The organism is Mucilaginibacter daejeonensis (genome assembly GCF_020783335.1).
Lineage (GTDB): Bacteria > Bacteroidota > Bacteroidia > Sphingobacteriales > Sphingobacteriaceae > Mucilaginibacter > Mucilaginibacter daejeonensis.
Genome location: NZ_CP086068.1, coordinates 3825241 through 3839904 on the forward strand (window position 1 = coordinate 3825241; position 14664 = coordinate 3839904).

13 protein-coding genes are annotated in these 14664 nt (G+C 47.9%); 5 read left to right on the top strand and 8 right to left on the bottom strand.

All coding sequences use genetic code 11. The annotated features are described in order from the left end of the window. Positions 1 to 48: 48 nt before the first annotated feature. A complete protein-coding gene (locus LLH06_RS16275) occupies positions 49 to 603 on the bottom strand; it encodes a hypothetical protein (protein WP_228170353.1) in 555 nt (184 codons plus the stop codon). A 214-nt stretch (positions 604 to 817) separates the two neighbouring features. Between LLH06_RS16275 and LLH06_RS16280 the strand changes: the two genes are divergently transcribed. Genes LLH06_RS16280 through LLH06_RS16295 form a run of 4 tightly spaced genes read left to right on the top strand, consistent with a single transcriptional unit; the run spans position 818 to position 3310 of the window. Next, complete coding sequence (locus LLH06_RS16280) at positions 818 to 1246, top strand: hypothetical protein (RefSeq protein ID WP_228170354.1); 429 nt, start codon at positions 818 to 820, stop codon at positions 1244 to 1246. An 18-nt stretch (positions 1247 to 1264) separates the two neighbouring features. Next, positions 1265 to 1939 (top strand): hypothetical protein, encoded by a 675-nt coding sequence (locus tag LLH06_RS16285; protein ID WP_228170355.1) that lies wholly within the window; start codon positions 1265 to 1267, stop codon positions 1937 to 1939. Further along, the gene (locus LLH06_RS16290) at positions 1891 to 2679 is read left to right on the top strand and encodes a sensor histidine kinase (protein WP_228170356.1); all 789 of its coding nucleotides are present in this window, start codon (positions 1891 to 1893) and stop codon (positions 2677 to 2679) included. Before LLH06_RS16285 ends, LLH06_RS16290 begins: the two co-directional genes overlap by 49 nt. Then, positions 2669 to 3310: a response regulator transcription factor gene (locus LLH06_RS16295; RefSeq protein WP_228170357.1), complete on the top strand. Its 642-nt coding sequence runs from the start codon at positions 2669 to 2671 to the stop codon at positions 3308 to 3310. Before LLH06_RS16290 ends, LLH06_RS16295 begins: the two co-directional genes overlap by 11 nt. Before the next feature lie 25 nt (positions 3311 to 3335). Here LLH06_RS16295 and LLH06_RS16300 read toward each other — a convergent pair whose 3' ends face one another. The 5 genes from LLH06_RS16300 to LLH06_RS16320 are packed head-to-tail and all read right to left on the bottom strand — an operon-like array spanning position 3336 to position 10018. Continuing rightward, positions 3336 to 3911, bottom strand: a complete 576-nt coding sequence (locus tag LLH06_RS16300; protein WP_228170358.1) for a DUF4199 domain-containing protein — start codon at positions 3909 to 3911, stop codon at positions 3336 to 3338. Between the two features lie 6 nt (positions 3912 to 3917). After that, positions 3918 to 4598 (bottom strand): hypothetical protein, encoded by a 681-nt coding sequence (locus LLH06_RS16305; protein WP_228170359.1) that lies wholly within the window; start codon positions 4596 to 4598, stop codon positions 3918 to 3920. A gap of 18 nt (positions 4599 to 4616) precedes the next feature. Continuing rightward, a complete protein-coding gene (locus LLH06_RS16310; RefSeq protein ID WP_228170360.1) occupies positions 4617 to 5876 on the bottom strand; it encodes a dihydroorotase in 1260 nt (419 codons plus the stop codon). 38 nt (positions 5877 to 5914) lie between these two features. Then, positions 5915 to 7969, bottom strand: a complete 2055-nt coding sequence (locus LLH06_RS16315; protein ID WP_228170361.1) for a BatA domain-containing protein — start codon at positions 7967 to 7969, stop codon at positions 5915 to 5917. A 51-nt stretch (positions 7970 to 8020) separates the two neighbouring features. Beyond that, complete coding sequence (locus LLH06_RS16320; RefSeq protein WP_228170362.1) at positions 8021 to 10018, bottom strand: ATP-binding protein; 1998 nt, start codon at positions 10016 to 10018, stop codon at positions 8021 to 8023. Between the two features lie 294 nt (positions 10019 to 10312). On the opposite strand from LLH06_RS16320, the gene LLH06_RS16325 reads away from it, so the two are divergent. Further along, positions 10313 to 11308, top strand: a complete 996-nt coding sequence (locus tag LLH06_RS16325) for an aldo/keto reductase (RefSeq protein ID WP_228170363.1) — start codon at positions 10313 to 10315, stop codon at positions 11306 to 11308. Between the two features lie 93 nt (positions 11309 to 11401). Here the strand turns inward: LLH06_RS16325 and LLH06_RS16330 are convergent, their stop codons facing one another. Together LLH06_RS16330 and LLH06_RS16335 are read right to left on the bottom strand one after the other, a co-directional pair. Continuing rightward, positions 11402 to 12226, bottom strand: coding sequence for a hypothetical protein (locus LLH06_RS16330; RefSeq protein WP_228170364.1), 825 nt, complete (start codon positions 12224 to 12226; stop codon positions 11402 to 11404). Between the two features lie 59 nt (positions 12227 to 12285). After that, positions 12286 to 14607 carry a family 20 glycosylhydrolase gene (locus tag LLH06_RS16335; protein ID WP_228170365.1) on the bottom strand — a complete coding sequence of 774 codons (2322 nt, stop codon included), beginning with the start codon at positions 14605 to 14607 and terminating at the stop codon, positions 12286 to 12288. Between the last annotated feature and the right edge of the window lie 57 nt (positions 14608 to 14664).

The following is a 14664-nucleotide window of genomic DNA, read 5'->3' on the forward strand; positions in this document are numbered from 1 at the left end:
GAAGGCCTTTTTGCTTAACTAACTACTAATTTAGAACCAAAAGCACCATTAACGTTCGTATATGATCACCGGCGACCTGCGGTCGTAAGAGGATAATGATCCCTCCATTTCCCGGACCACTTTATTCCCGTCCATGATCCGTAATTTATATCGGGCCGAACCGTTCTCACCCACACAAGGATCAAAGTAACGAGCCCACACCTTGAAGGTACCTTTTGGTGCCGTGCCAGGAACCCAGTAAACGTTCTCATTACCACCTTCAGGGCAATCGCCGCAAAGGCAATCTACATCCATTTTACCATTTTGTGCACTGATGTTCTGGTAATTGATCACCGAACCGTTAGGCGTTTGCACATAAAGGTCAACGTCACTACCGTCGTTATTGGTGAATTGCAAATTGAAACGCGGGCTACCCGCCGACCCTTTGATCTTAGTGAAGCTATCCTCTGCATCTGGTCGGCATATTCCGGCCATGATCATGATACTGAACGCTGTAATGCCCACCGTGACCGGGGCTTTACCCAGTGTCCTTTGCTTTGACCACCAATACCAGGGCCTTATTTGTAAATACTGGGTAAGCTGCATGACCTTACAAAAATGCATGTGGAACGCATTAAAAGAATTGCCTACACAACGGAAAGTAAGCCAAGATTTGACGCATAAATAACCGTCAAAACACGGTGCTGCATGTTTGAGAACCGACAATGAATATTTTCGACTGTCGTTCAAGCAGATGCAAAAAAGGGCCTAATTACCGTGAAAACACGGAAAAATGAATGCGAGCGGTCTTATAGTTTTAGATAAAAATATATCTAACATGTCAGAACAACGAACCATCACATTTGAAGAAGCTAAAGCACTGTTTGACAACTACAAAGAGAACCCTGCCAATAAAGGGCAAACCCAACAGGTGTATTTTAAGTACGACGGGCTAATGGACTATCTGAACAGCATAGGCAAAAAGCTTGGTACCGATGACACGAGTAATTTGGGCATTAAGGTGTACTTTGGCCAGTATCCAGATGACCATCCCGACAAGGAAAAGCAGGGACGCCGTACCGTATTTTTTGTACCTTGCATAGCCATAGAAGAGAACGGAAAGATCATTGATCAGGATATCCTTACCGATGATGCTAAGAATAGGTTTGGCATCGACGTGGAGGCTTATAATCATGGTCAGGGCTGTCCTCCTTTTAACGGTACGGACCAGAGCGGTGAGCCGATCTGTACCGGATCGGGCTTTTGATCACAATTATTACTATTGATGGACCTGCCTTTATTCAATTGGATCGAGATACTGACCTGTTTGGTCAGTATCTTATATGCCAAACAACTATTCCGAACCAAGCTCTGGGTACTCACGCCCTACATGATCATGATCGTGATCGCCGAATTAAGAGGTAAATACCTGGCCGAACGTAAGCTTTATGTTGACAATGTGCATGTGTTCAATATATCCACAATTATAGAGTTCATGGCCTTTTATTACATGCTTTATCATCATGTAAAAAGTGAGACCTGGAAGAAGATCATCGCATGGACGGTCCCGGTGTACCTTGTCATCACTGCCATAAATCAAACAGTTGTTCAAGGTTTTGATAACCTGCATACTTACACGTTGGCACTCGGCGGCATATTTGTGATCATATTCATCTTCGTATATTTTTTTGAGGCCTTAAGCACTACCGAACCACGGATACTTACCCGTGAGCCTATGTTTTGGATATCTGTCGGTCTCTTCTTCTTCTACCTGGGCGATACCACCTACAATCTGGTACAGCCGTACATGGTGCGCGAGCACATGCAAAAGGAAGGCATGCATCTTTTCCGGTTGATCAATAATAATCTTATTATATTTGAGTACGCCTGTTTTAGTATCGGTATCATCATATGCGGCAACAGCAACCCTTCAGTATCGAAGCAACGATCATTGCCATAACGATCGTTTTTTTGATACTGGGTGTATTTGTGGTTATCATATTATTAGCCTTCCGCAAAAAACGGAACACGCACATTATCACCTACCGGCAGGAAATGCTCAAAACACGCCTGGAGGTACAGGAGCAAACACTTAATAACGTAAGCCAGGAGATACACGACAACATCGGCCAGGTGCTATCGTTCGTGAAACTCAATCTGGGGCTTACCAACGTGCCGTCGGACCAGTTGCAGCACAAGATGGCCGAAAGCCGCGAATTGGTAGCCCAGGCCATCAACGACCTCCGTGACCTGTCAAAGAGTTTAAGTGCCGAGCGGATCGCTCAACTGGGGTTGGTGAACGCCATAGAAGCATCGGCCGATCGGGTGAACCGTAGCGAACTGATCAATGTGCAAGTAAAGGTGACCGGGTCGCCCTACTCTCTTGGCGAACAAAATGAATTGGTGCTATTCCGCATCTTTCAGGAAACGCTTAACAACGCCATGAAACATGCCCGTGCTCATCATTTTAAGGTAGGCCTGCTATACAAGGATGACAGGCTTGACATGACCCTTACCGATGACGGACAAGGCTTTTCGGTTGATGAAAAGCTTGCCTCAGGCGGCGGTTCAGGCCTCAAGAATATTGAAAGCAGGGCGGCTCTCATAGGCGCCCATACTTCGATCAAAAGTACGCTGGGCGCTGGCTCAGTCATCAGCATAAGATTTCAACCTACTTCTCTTTCACCTAATGCCAACTGAAAATATCAATATCGTTCTGGTAGATGACCACCGACTGTTCAGAAGCGGGATCGCTTCGCTGATCCAAAGTATGCAAGGCTACACCGTGATGTACGAGGCCAGCAATGGTGTTGAGCTTGGCAACAAGCTAACGCCTAAAACAAGGCCCGACATCATACTGCTGGATATCAACATGCCACAGATGAATGGGATGGATACTGCAAAATGGCTAAAGGATAACCACCCTGATGTGAAAGTGATCGTGCTGTCGATGTTCGAGGATGCCGACAAGGTATTGGCTATGCTGAAATTGGGTGTAAAAGGATATTTGCTCAAGGATTCGGAACCGGCTGAATTTGCTCAGGCGCTTAACCGGGTGGCCAATAATGAAGTATATTATCCACCCTTTGTGACCCGGCACCTGGTGCACAGTTTCAACAACGAACCCGATAAGATCAAGCTTAACCAGCGAGAGTTGGAATTTTTGCGGCTGGCCGGATCAGAGCTTACCTATAAAGAGATCGCTGATCAAATGTGTGTGAGCGCACGTACGGTGGATGGTTACCGTGACCAGCTATTTGATAAGCTACAGATCAAAAGCCGGGTGGGCTTGGTGCTTTACGCGATCAAGAATAAGCTGATCGAGGTATAAGGTTTTGCTAAGTGGTGTATACGGCTCAGCCGTTATCTGTTGTGGGACGCCCCTCTCTTTTGAAAAGTATCCCTAAAAGCGCGGATACTGCGAATACCAGGATAGCCGATACCGCCAGTGACCGGAAAAAGCTGCCGATCGTCACGTGGCTACCTTCCTCAAAGGTACGCTGCATATTAGCCTCTTCCTCTGCCATTTTTTTTGCCGGTGTACCACTTGATGCCATGGCTTGTTTACGTGCCTCTATAAAGCTGGTATGCGCTTTTTGAGCAAGCTCCGGAGCTACATACCCTGAAAATACAGTAAGCCCATTGTTCCATACAAATGAGGATACGAAGAGCATGATGAAGATGCCCGTAATGGCTTGTTTAAGGTTCCAGAAACGCCCGATGTTGTTGCGCAATCTGCTGATGAAAAGCAAAGCGGCACCAAAGAATACGATGTAATAGACCGGATACAACACGATGAAGGTAATAATGGGCTTACCCGGTGCATAAGCCAGGTAGCACATCTTCAAAATATCGATGATCAGCATCAAAGCCCCGAACAACAGGCCCAATACCAGTCCGTTCTTTCTTACCGCGCCGTCCAGATCCCTCATCTATGTTTAAGCTTCGTCTTGGTTAAAGGTAACCAGTATAGCATATACGGTCATGTCAAAACCTTTGTCTACTGCATTTTGCGCTACCTCCTCCTCATCGCTGGTTCCAGGACGAGTGTTTTGGAAGAAGGTCATTATGGCATAGAACAGATCTTTAAGCTCTGCATCCTCAGAGATCTTGACCGCCACCTTTTTAACTTCTTCAGGAGTGCTCTCGATCAATATCTGATTGGCGATCACTGGCTCGTAGATCTGGTGCTCATCTTGGAACTCATCATCATCTACCAGCAGGAACTCGGTCAGGTAATCTTCCAATGATGGCTCTATAGCCTCATCACGGCACTCGTTCAAGTACAATAACAGGTTAAGCAGTTCGGTTCCGCGATCAAGCGTCTCGTCCTCGATCTGAGCCCATTCAGGTGAGTCAAGGTAATCCTCTTCCAAGCGGTTCACATCAGCGCTAAAGAAGTTGACCATCAACAGATCGAAGAAAACTTCGCGAAGCTCTTCTAGTTCGGCATGGTCATCAAAAAAAGCGTCAAGGGAACGGGCCTTGGTCAAAAAGTCGTCGTCGGCCTCAAATACAGTGATCAGCTGCTCGCTGAACTGCGCTTCGTTGATGGGAGTATGTTGGTTAAAAGCCTGTAAAGAAGCAGTTATCGCTTTTTTGATGGTAGGATCGATCATATGGTCGGATGTTTTAGATCAGTTGGTGAATACCTGTGCGTTGTTACAGGTTAACAATACTTTGCCTTTTAAGTTCTGGCCCATGAAAGGCGAGTTGGAGGATCTTGAACGGTTGGTATCCTTGTCCAGCGTCCAGCTGCCGTTCACATCGAACAGGGTCAGGTCAGCAGTTGCGCCTTCTTCTAACACTGGCTCAGCTATTTTCAGGATCTTACGTGGACCCACTGCCAGCTTCTCTACGATCAGCTCAACACCCAGTCCTGCCTGTATGGCAAGTGGTAACGCGGTCTGTAAACCGATGATGCCAAATGCGGCGATCTCGAACTCTACTTCTTTACATTCCTTTTCGTGAGGAGTGTGTTGCGATACGATGGCATCGATGGTACCGTCGTTCAAACCTTGTAACAACGCCTCAATATCAGAACTCGTACGCAGCGGTGGTTTTACTTTATACTGGCTGTCAAAACCCAGCAAAGCTTCGTCGGTAAGCACTAAATGATGTGCGGCTACGTCGCAGCTCACTTTTAGTCCTTTGGCTTTGGCATCGCGTATCAATTGTACCGACCGTGCAGTAGAAATGGTGCTGAAGTGAATGGCCGAATCGGTGTACTCTGCCAAGTAAAGATCGCGGGCTATCTGCAGTTCTTCGGCGAGGGACGGAATCCCCTTCATGCCTAACAGGGTACTGGTCACGCCTTCATTCACCTTGGCTTTACCGGCAATGGCCACATCCTCAGGATATGAAAAGATCAAAGCGCCGAAGCCGTGAGCATACAGCAGGGCACGTTCCATGAGCCCGGCATCTTTCACCGGCTTGTTACCATCGGTGAAGGCTTTGGCTCCGCTTAGGTACATGTCATACATCTCGGCCATGTCCTTGCCGGCACGATCTACTGATAAGGCACCCAGCGGGTAAACGTTCACCAGGTCACCTTTACTTTTATTCACCAGATATTCTACCTGGGTCTTTGAATGTACCGGAGGTTCGATATCGGGCATTAGGGCTACGCCGGTGAAACCGCCGGCAGCAGCTGCCTTTAACCCGGTATGAAGATCTTCTTTGGTCTCCTGACCTGGCTCGCCTATGTTGCAGTTCAGATCAACAAAGCCCGGCGAAAGATAGTGACCATTCGCTTCCACGACCTGTGTTTCGGCATCGGCGTCTAAGCTTTCAGCAATGGCCTTTACTATCCCATCAACGATCCATACATCAGCCTTTTTTTGATAGAAACTTGAACCCGGATATAAGATGGTGGCAGACCTGATAAGCAAATTCATGTAAAGGAGCTTTGTGTTTACGCGTTCTGTAAAAACGATCACCATGATGCCGCAGCCTGTTGCTTATCGGTTTTAAAGAACCGTAGCAGCAATATTTCGGCAGCTATAAAGATCAGGGCCAAAATTATACAAAGTTTCCATAATTGCAGTCCAAAATTTGTATCGGCTATCACATCCTGCAATGGCGCCTTGCCCGCCTGTATCACCGATCCGTTACCCGGCAGCAGTTGTTTCAGGTCGGCTTTGTTCATGTACGTCAGGTCTGACTCGGCCCTGCTACTGTTAAATGCCAACATGGCCACCAAACTATCCTGCTTTTTAAGTTGATAGTTACCTGGCTGCTGTACCTGATCAGCTATGTATAACAGCATATTTCCATCCTGCTGGCGAACCTCCGGGATGAGCGCCACATCTCCTTTGATCAGCTTCAGTAACTGCTTTTCATTCACTTGCACTGGCGGCACCTCTATGGAAACATTACTGCCAATAGTATAAGCCAAGGGCTGATCATGACCGCTCAGCAAGGCCATGCGATAAAGGATAGGTAACAATAACGCATGGCGGGGCAAATTGCTCATTCGCTCGTTAAGGGCCACGGCCGATACATATATGCTGCCGGCACCGCTTGGGTATCGGCCCCAAAAAGTGAGTCTACCTGGCAATTCCATCAAATTATTAGCCCGAACCGTTGAGCCACCACTTAACCTGAAATATTGGTGCACTAACGGAAGATCAGGGTTATGTGGTACATCTTCGAAAACGGTACGGAAGACCGGGTCATTCACATTGAGGGCACTCACACGGACATCTTCAGTGATCAACTTTTCTGGATAGGCCGCGCCTGCGGGTCGCAACAGTGCCTGGTAACTGGCCAGATCAGCGTCAGCAGGCGGGAACACCGATAACGTGCCGCCTTTAGCAACATATGCGCGTAATTGCTGAGCCAAACCGGCAGACACACTTTTAACGTTACTAAGCACCACTAACAGATAGCCGCCCAACCCTGCATAATTTACGTTACCATCGGTAGCGTTGACCGGCTTGAAAAAGGGGTCAGCCTCGTAAGCTGCCTGTAAGTATCTATCTACTTCTCCCCGATTGATCAGCAATACGGGCGATATTTCTTTCACATGGAACGTGAAGTAGAACTGGTCATCATAGGTCACCGGGGCATCCTGCAGTTGCACTTCGCCTTGCTGCCAACCCGCTTGAAGTCCTGAAAAGGTCAAGGTATCTGTCAAGGTAACGCCAGCCTTTACGTTGAAGCTCCCCAACGCTTTTTGTTGCCCGTTGATCACTAATTTTAGAGGGATGCGCTGCGCATCTTCTGATGAATAGTTATGCAGCTTTACTGCCAGCTTTTCGGTCTCTCCTGGGCGATGCACCGCGCTGATCAGCCATACGGAATCGACCGCAACATTAGGCACCGAATTGGGTATAACCTGAACCAGATCCAACCGTACACCAGGCGTTACCTTTAACGGCTTCGTTCCTGTGGCATTTTTTTGCAGGTCAGATATTATGTAGGTTGAGACCAGCCCGCTGTCACGTTGTTGCAAGGCGCCTTGTTGTCGGGTGATGATCTGTTGAAGCGTATGACTCTGAGTGCTTACCTTAACTGCATCTACCGCGTCATTGAACTCATTGCGATCAAGTAAGCGCTGATGCCCACCCTCCAGGTCCTGCGTTAAGAGCTGAAAACGATCGTTGATGGAATACGCCGACGCGATCTCTTTGGCCCTGCGCTTGGCCTCGTCAAGCAGGCTTCCCTCAGCATTGAGGGTTCGCATGGAATAAGAGTTATCGACAAAGATACTGACCACGCGCTGCTGACCGGCGCTTATGGTATTTTGATCAGGGATGTAAGGCCGGGCAAAAGCCAGTACCAGGAAAGCGAGCGCTCCTAACCGGCAGACAAGCACGATACGTTCGCGCAGGTTACGCCTCGACGACCGTTGCTCCTGAACCTCTTTTAGAAATTGTACGTTGCTGAAAAGAACCTTTTGATAACGCCTGAAATTGAAGAGATGAACAATGACCGGTATGGCCAACGCCGCAAGTGCGAACAAAAAAGCAGGGTATACAAAATGCATGCTACAGCGTTATCACAGCATGGTGCTGTAAACAAATATAGCCTTATGCATTTAACTTGCCAACTGTTGCGGGCCAACGCTCACCGATGCCGGAAGGCTAATAGTGAACGAACTTCCCTGTCCCGGAGTGCTCTCGATCAATAATTTGCCGTTCTGTTTTTTTACCAGGTCGCGTATCAGCATCAGGCCAAAACCACTTCCCTCTTCATTCTGGGTACCTTTACTGGTATAATAGTTCTCTTGGCTAATGCGGTCAATAATGTCCTTGGCCATCCCTATACCGGTATCGGTCACGGTGACATTGGTAGTAGTATCATCAGTATGACCATCGATAGTGATAGTGCCGCCTATCGGGGTAAATTTGATGGCATTGTTCAAAAGATTTCTAAAGATGATCCGCAGCGTCTCCTTCTCAGCCATCCAATTTAGATCAGGCGATAGCTTATTGACCACGTTGATCTTTTTTTCATTGACCGGCATCTTTTGCTCCTCAATGATACCACCTAACACATATTGCATGTTAACGGGAGCCAACTCTAACTGGGTACCGCTCACCTGTGCCCTGATCCAGTATAACAAATTATCAGTAAGGGCCATTACCCGGTTATACTGCGCCTCCAATTGAGTGAATAGGTCCTGAGCCTCCTCCTGCGATACCAGGTCCATATTGACCAAGTGGATAATGCTTTGCGTATTAGCCAACGGTTTACGAAGATCATGTGTGATGATAGACAATAACCTGCTTTTTAACATACTGTCGCTCTCAAGCGCCTCGTTCTGTTTAAGCACCTCTCCGTTCAGCTTGTCAAGTAGTGCCAATTGCTGCTCGATCTGCTTGTTTTTCACGTTAAGCTCGTCGGTATAGCGCCTGGCCTTTTTGTAGTTATAGGTCAATAGGAATACGATGATCACAAAAACCACCAGAAAGCCGGTGTAAAGAGTGATGAGCGTTTTTTGCTGCGATGACTTCCTCGACACTTCCAGAATCTTTTGCTGTACACGTAACTGCTGCTCTTCCTGCAGCCGCAAAGCATCGATAAAGTTGTTCGACTCGCGGCGCTCCATTTCGGCCATGTTATTATCAACGTACAGTAACACATCCTGCCATTGTATAATGGCATCCTTGTTCAACAGGGCGCGGCTCACGTTGATCTGCAATTGTACAGCTGTTCGTACTAAAGCAAGTCCTTCCACTTCGCTGGCCCGGTCATAGGCCAGTTGTGCGTACCGCGACGCTTCTTTGTACTGCTTAATGGTGTAGTACACGCGGCTCAACTCAACATACGATAATGCCTTGCCGTAAGTATCATTAGTGATGGTGTCAATATGCAGCGCGCGGTTCAAATAACCGATCGCTTCCTGAGGCTTTCCGATCTTTTGCAGTAATAAGGCTCTGTTGTAGTAGCTTTTCTTTTCCCCAAAGGTGTATTTAACCTTTCGGCTTAACTGGTAGGCCCTTTCATAGAACTTTATGGCTTCATTGTATCTCTTTTGCTCTGATTTAAGCAGACCGAACCTTAGCAATATGTTCACCATATCCACCGGCTTGTTTAGCTTGGTGAATATGGCCAGTGTACGGCCCAATAGCAGTTCGGCCTCGGCATAATCGCCACTTTTACGTTTGATTGTACTTACATGCTGTTGGGCACGTGCTATATTGTAAATGTCATCGTTCTTTTGGCTAAGTTGCATCGACCGGTAATACAATTCGAGTGCTCGCTTAGAGTACCCGCGCTGATTCAGTACTTCGGCTTGATTAAGGAGTGTGACCGCTAAGCCTTTTTCATATTTGTACTCAATGGCCAAGGCCTCGGCTTGTAACAGCAGGGTATATGCCCTGCCTACATCCTTGCGGATCAGGGCACTGGCCTGGTTGTTCAGGGTGTCTACCTCAGCTTTTATCTTCTTACTTCCGGATCCTGGCGGGGATGCCAAAGCTCCGCTCAAGATGAACATTCCGGCTATGACCATTAGGCTGGTCAATAGCCATCGCTTTACCTGAGTGCTGATCGCAGGCGTTGTTATAACTGATCTTTTTAACAAAAACATAGATCGTCTATACGTTATTACAAGCACTGCTTGTGTTGATAGGTCGAATGAAGGCATATATACTCATTTGACCAATTAAATGTTACACCATTTGCTTGTTTAATACTATTATAGATGCAAACCAGTTCATTCATCACTATAAGATCGGTAGGTTTACAATAAAAAAGTTGAACAAAATGTTTGATAATCACCCCCCTCTGTTGTGAAAGGCGAAACTTTTTTAGTTGACCACCCCATGACCGAACCATTGCAACAATAATTTATTTAGGATGTTCTGCTTTATATCTACAAAGTATGGAATACAGAAAATTAGGAACAAGTGAGCTGCAAGTGTCGGCCATTACTTTTGGCGCATGGGCCGCTGGCGGATGGATGTGGGGCGGAAATGATGACCGTGAGGCGATAGCGGCCATGAGGGCAGCATATGACCTGGGTATCACCTCCATTGATACCGCCCCCATATACGGCCAGGGCAAAAGTGAAGAACTGGTAGGCCAAGCCATTAAAGGCATACCACGCGACAAAGTGCAGATCCTGGACAAGTTCGGTATGCGCTGGGACCTGGCCAAAGGTACTTTTGGCTTTAAGTCGAAAGATAATAGCGGAAAGGATATCGATATTTACAAATATGCCGGCATGGACAGTGTGATCAAGGAGTGCGAGGATAGCCTGAAACGTTTGGGCACCGACCACATTGACCTGTATCAATTACACTGGCCCGATGCTTCGACGCCTATAGATGAGACCATGGAAGCTTTGGTACGCTTGAAAGAACAGGGCAAGATCCTACAAGCTGGTGTGAGCAATTATAATGTGGCTCAAATGAAGGAAGCTGCCAAGACCATCGATCTGGTGTCTGACCAGGTGCCGTACAGTATGGTGAACCGAGGCATCGAGAGCGAACTGTTACCGTACTGCATCGAGCATCAAAAAAGTATATTGGCTTATAGTCCTATGGAGCGAGGCTTATTAACAGGTAAAATGAAGCCAGGTCAAAGTTTTGGGGAGGGCGACCACCGCGCGGGCGTTAAGTTCTTTAAAGATGAGAACATCGAACGCACCAATAACTTTTTAGCCAAGATCAAACCGCTGGCCGAGGAAAAGAACGCTACCATAGGACAATTGGTGATCCGCTGGACCATTGACCGCCCAGGCATAACCGTGGCCCTGGTAGGAGCACGTAATGCCGAGCAAGCTACACAGAACGCCAAGGCGATCAACGTAAAACTGAGCGCCGAAGAACACGATATGATCACTGCAGAACTAGATAAGCTGCAGTTGGTAGACTAATAGATCGTTAATTAAAAGAGCCTGTGTAAGCCTGGTCAACAGAATTGTTGATGGTCTTATACAGGCTCTTTATTTTATGATCTTGGGCAGATGCTAATGCCTCCTTCTCTTCTTTTTTGAGGTCTCCTTTTTTGAGGAGCGTTTTGATCTCTCTTTCCTGGAAGAGCTATGGGAGGTAGAGTGCCTACGCGATGAAGAGCTTCTTTCATTACGCGACGAACTACTTGATCTGGTGCTTGAGTTGTTAGATGATGAAGACGACTCCTTTTTTGCGGGCACCGCAGCAGCCGATGTGGTGCTGGTGCTGTCCTTGCTGATCTGCTCGGCAGAGATACTATTTCCTCTCAGGCTGTATTGGATCAGTCGTTTCTGGATCGGTTTTTTAGCAAGGGTGTCGTTCTCGTCGTACACATCAAATTCCCGCATCAGGCTACCGTCTTTCATAAAAAAGTTATCGTTACCACGGTACCCTTTGCGTTGCGAGCGGGTCAGTTTTGGAAAATCGAGCTGACGAGCTTTATCATCGTTATATTCAAATGCAAATATCTTCGCAGCATTGGTGCTATCGGCCGCCTGAGTGTGGATGAATATCTCCGGGTTACCGTCGGTATCCATATCTGAGTTCATGGCATCCACTATCTTACCCTCCAGGTCCCCGGTAGTGGTGGTATATTTCATGGAAGATGAATCGGACCGCAGGATCTCAAATGCACCCATGGTCTCGGAGCCGCGACCCCAGGCCAACACATCATAATACTTACCCGGTGCCACCTCAATGGTCTTTTGGTACCTGAAAGGCGCCATGATCTTAGGCGCTTGCGCGGCCGAAGGAGCCGCTATAGTTTGTTGTGTGTCGGGACGGTTGCAGGCGGCAATGCCCAGCACGCCACTCCAAAACAACATGACACATTTCTTCATGCTTGTCATTCTTAAAAAATCAATAGCTCATCGATCAGGGTAAAACGCAGCGCAGCAACTTAGTTGACCAAGGCCTCTGCCGAAAACTCGCCTTTAGGCTTGCCCGGCATGGTCATGTACACCCTCAGCGTACTAAATGCACCAGCTTCAAAATATTTGAGCGTGAACTTGTGCATACCTTTTTGCAGCAGCACTTCGCCCGGTTGCTCATATAAACTATGCTTGCCATCATTATCTACCACCAGCTGATCATCGATAAAGATCACCGAACCATCATCGCTCTGGGTAGAAAAGATGTACTTGCCATCAGCATCTACATTAAAATAACCCTCATACGTGACACCGAAAGTACGGTTAGCCTTTTTAAAGGCCGCGGTGTTGAAGGTCTTAACCACACCCGTATCCAATACACGTGCCCCGTCCAGTTGGCCGGTGCTGGTAAACAGACCGGCTACCAATTCATATTTAACACCCGGGCGCTTACCGGTAAAAGGTACCGGTGGAAGCGGCGTACGATTGTAAACAGTGGTATGGGTGACCAAGCTGCGTTTGCCTGTTGGAGTTATAACGATCGTTTTGAGTTCGCGGTATTCATCAGGCGGAATATTGAGTGTGAACGGATAGGTGTACTCCTCGTTGGTCTCGTTAGGCGTGTACCCGTCTATAGAGTAATAGATCTTGGCGCCGGTAACAGGCACTTTCAGGTTCACCACTAATTGCGCGCTGGTGTATGAGGTGTCCTTGGCGCCAATGGCGGTCGGCACACGGTAATCAAAACGGTTAGCGTCCAACCAAGCCAGATGGCGCGGCAACCTTACCTCGGCCATGTCAGTATAGTTCTTGTTAGCCAGCGGCGACCATGCCACTTCAGACAGGGCCATCAGGCGTGGCAACAGCATGTACTCGGCCTTGGTCTCGGTGGTGATGTATTCGGTCCAAAGGTTGGCTTGCACACCCAGAATGTGTCTTTGCTGATCAGGGGTCAATGCCGGGGTAAGCGGGTTATACGCGTAGGTCTTTGACAACGGGGTGTAACCACCAATGCTTAAAGGCTCCAGATCCGATCGTGCTTGTGAGTGGTCAAAGTATAAACCGCTGCTGCTTGGCGTCATGACCACATCATGGTTCTGCTTGGCAGCGGCGATACCACCTGCCTCACCACGCCAGCTCATTACAGTAGCGTTAGGCGCTAAACCACCTTCTAAGATTTCATCCCATCCAATGATGCTGCGGCCTTTGCTATTCACAAATTTTTCCATGCGCTGTATAAAGTAGCTCTGCATGGCGTGCTCGTCTTTCAGTTTGAGTTTTTTGATCATTTGCTGCACCTGTGGCGACGACTTCCAGATCACCTTTGGGGCCTCGTCACCGCCGATATGGATGTATTTGCTCGGGAAGATGTCGATGATCTCGCTCAGCACATCCTGCAAAAAGCCAAAGGTTTGTTCGGTAGGGCAAAATATATTGTTGAATACGCCCCAGGTCTCGGCCACCTTATATGGCTGGCCAGGGTCGCAACTGAGTTCAGGATAGGCTGCCAAAGCGGCCATGGCATGGCCCGGCATCTCGATCTCAGGGATAACGGTAATGTAACGTTCAGCAGCGTAACGTACGATATCGCGCGCCTGCTCCTGAGTGTAGAAACCCCCATAAGGCATACCATCAAATTGCTGTGGCATACGATCATGGTAATTACCGATCAGCGTTTGTGCACGTTGGCTACCTACACTGGTCAGTTTAGGATACTTCTTGATCTCAATACGCCAGCCCTGGTCGTCAGTAAGGTGCCAGTGGAACTTATTGAGCTTGTAAGCTGCCATCAGGTCGATGTAACGCTTTACGAACTCGATGCTGAAGAAATGACGACAAACGTCCAGGTGCATGCCCCGGTAGCCAAAGCGTGGCATATCCTCTATGCGGGCACATGGGATCTTAGCTGTAGCGGCACGCTCTATCGGGAGTAATTGGATCAGTGTTTGTACTCCGTAAAAAAGACCTGCGCCTTTTGCAGCGATGGTGATACGTTGCGGAGATATGGTGAGGCGATAACCCTCTGCAGGTAAACCTTCGGTACCGGCCGATGTGAACACGATCACGTTGCTGGCGGCCGAACCCTTGTTAGGCAGCACCTTGTTCTTTAATACGAATTTGCTTTGCAGGTAGCTGCTCAGGAATTGCACCGACCTATCCGAGACGGTATCGGCCATGATGGTGGTCTCCTGGCTTAACACGAAATTACCGGCTTGCTTTTGAACCGTTACCGGTGCGGGTATGATCCCCATGTAAGGGTCGGCCGGGGCCGGTGTTTGGGTTTGGGCGTTGGCAGCGCCTGTTAATAGTATTAGTGAGATACAGAACGATAGACAGGTTTTATAAGACATATCAAGTTTACTCAATTAGTTCGTCACGAAAACGTGAAGTTAACAGATCTTGTTCTA

Coding starts and splice junctions, on each gene's coding strand:
- LLH06_RS16275 (WP_228170353.1), bottom strand. CDS start 603: ATGCATTTTTGTAAGGTCATGCAGCTTACCCAGTATTTACAAATAAGG.
- LLH06_RS16280 (WP_228170354.1), top strand. CDS start 818: ATGTCAGAACAACGAACCATCACATTTGAAGAAGCTAAAGCACTGTTT.
- LLH06_RS16285 (WP_228170355.1), top strand. CDS start 1,265: ATGGACCTGCCTTTATTCAATTGGATCGAGATACTGACCTGTTTGGTC.
- LLH06_RS16290 (WP_228170356.1), top strand. CDS start 1,891: ATGCGGCAACAGCAACCCTTCAGTATCGAAGCAACGATCATTGCCATA.
- LLH06_RS16295 (WP_228170357.1), top strand. CDS start 2,669: ATGCCAACTGAAAATATCAATATCGTTCTGGTAGATGACCACCGACTG.
- LLH06_RS16300 (WP_228170358.1), bottom strand. CDS start 3,911: ATGAGGGATCTGGACGGCGCGGTAAGAAAGAACGGACTGGTATTGGGC.
- LLH06_RS16305 (WP_228170359.1), bottom strand. CDS start 4,598: ATGATCGATCCTACCATCAAAAAAGCGATAACTGCTTCTTTACAGGCT.
- LLH06_RS16310 (WP_228170360.1), bottom strand. CDS start 5,876: ATGAATTTGCTTATCAGGTCTGCCACCATCTTATATCCGGGTTCAAGT.
- LLH06_RS16315 (WP_228170361.1), bottom strand. CDS start 7,969: ATGCATTTTGTATACCCTGCTTTTTTGTTCGCACTTGCGGCGTTGGCC.
- LLH06_RS16320 (WP_228170362.1), bottom strand. CDS start 10,018: ATGTTTTTGTTAAAAAGATCAGTTATAACAACGCCTGCGATCAGCACT.
- LLH06_RS16325 (WP_228170363.1), top strand. CDS start 10,313: ATGGAATACAGAAAATTAGGAACAAGTGAGCTGCAAGTGTCGGCCATT.
- LLH06_RS16330 (WP_228170364.1), bottom strand. CDS start 12,226: ATGAAGAAATGTGTCATGTTGTTTTGGAGTGGCGTGCTGGGCATTGCC.
- LLH06_RS16335 (WP_228170365.1), bottom strand. CDS start 14,607: ATGTCTTATAAAACCTGTCTATCGTTCTGTATCTCACTAATACTATTA.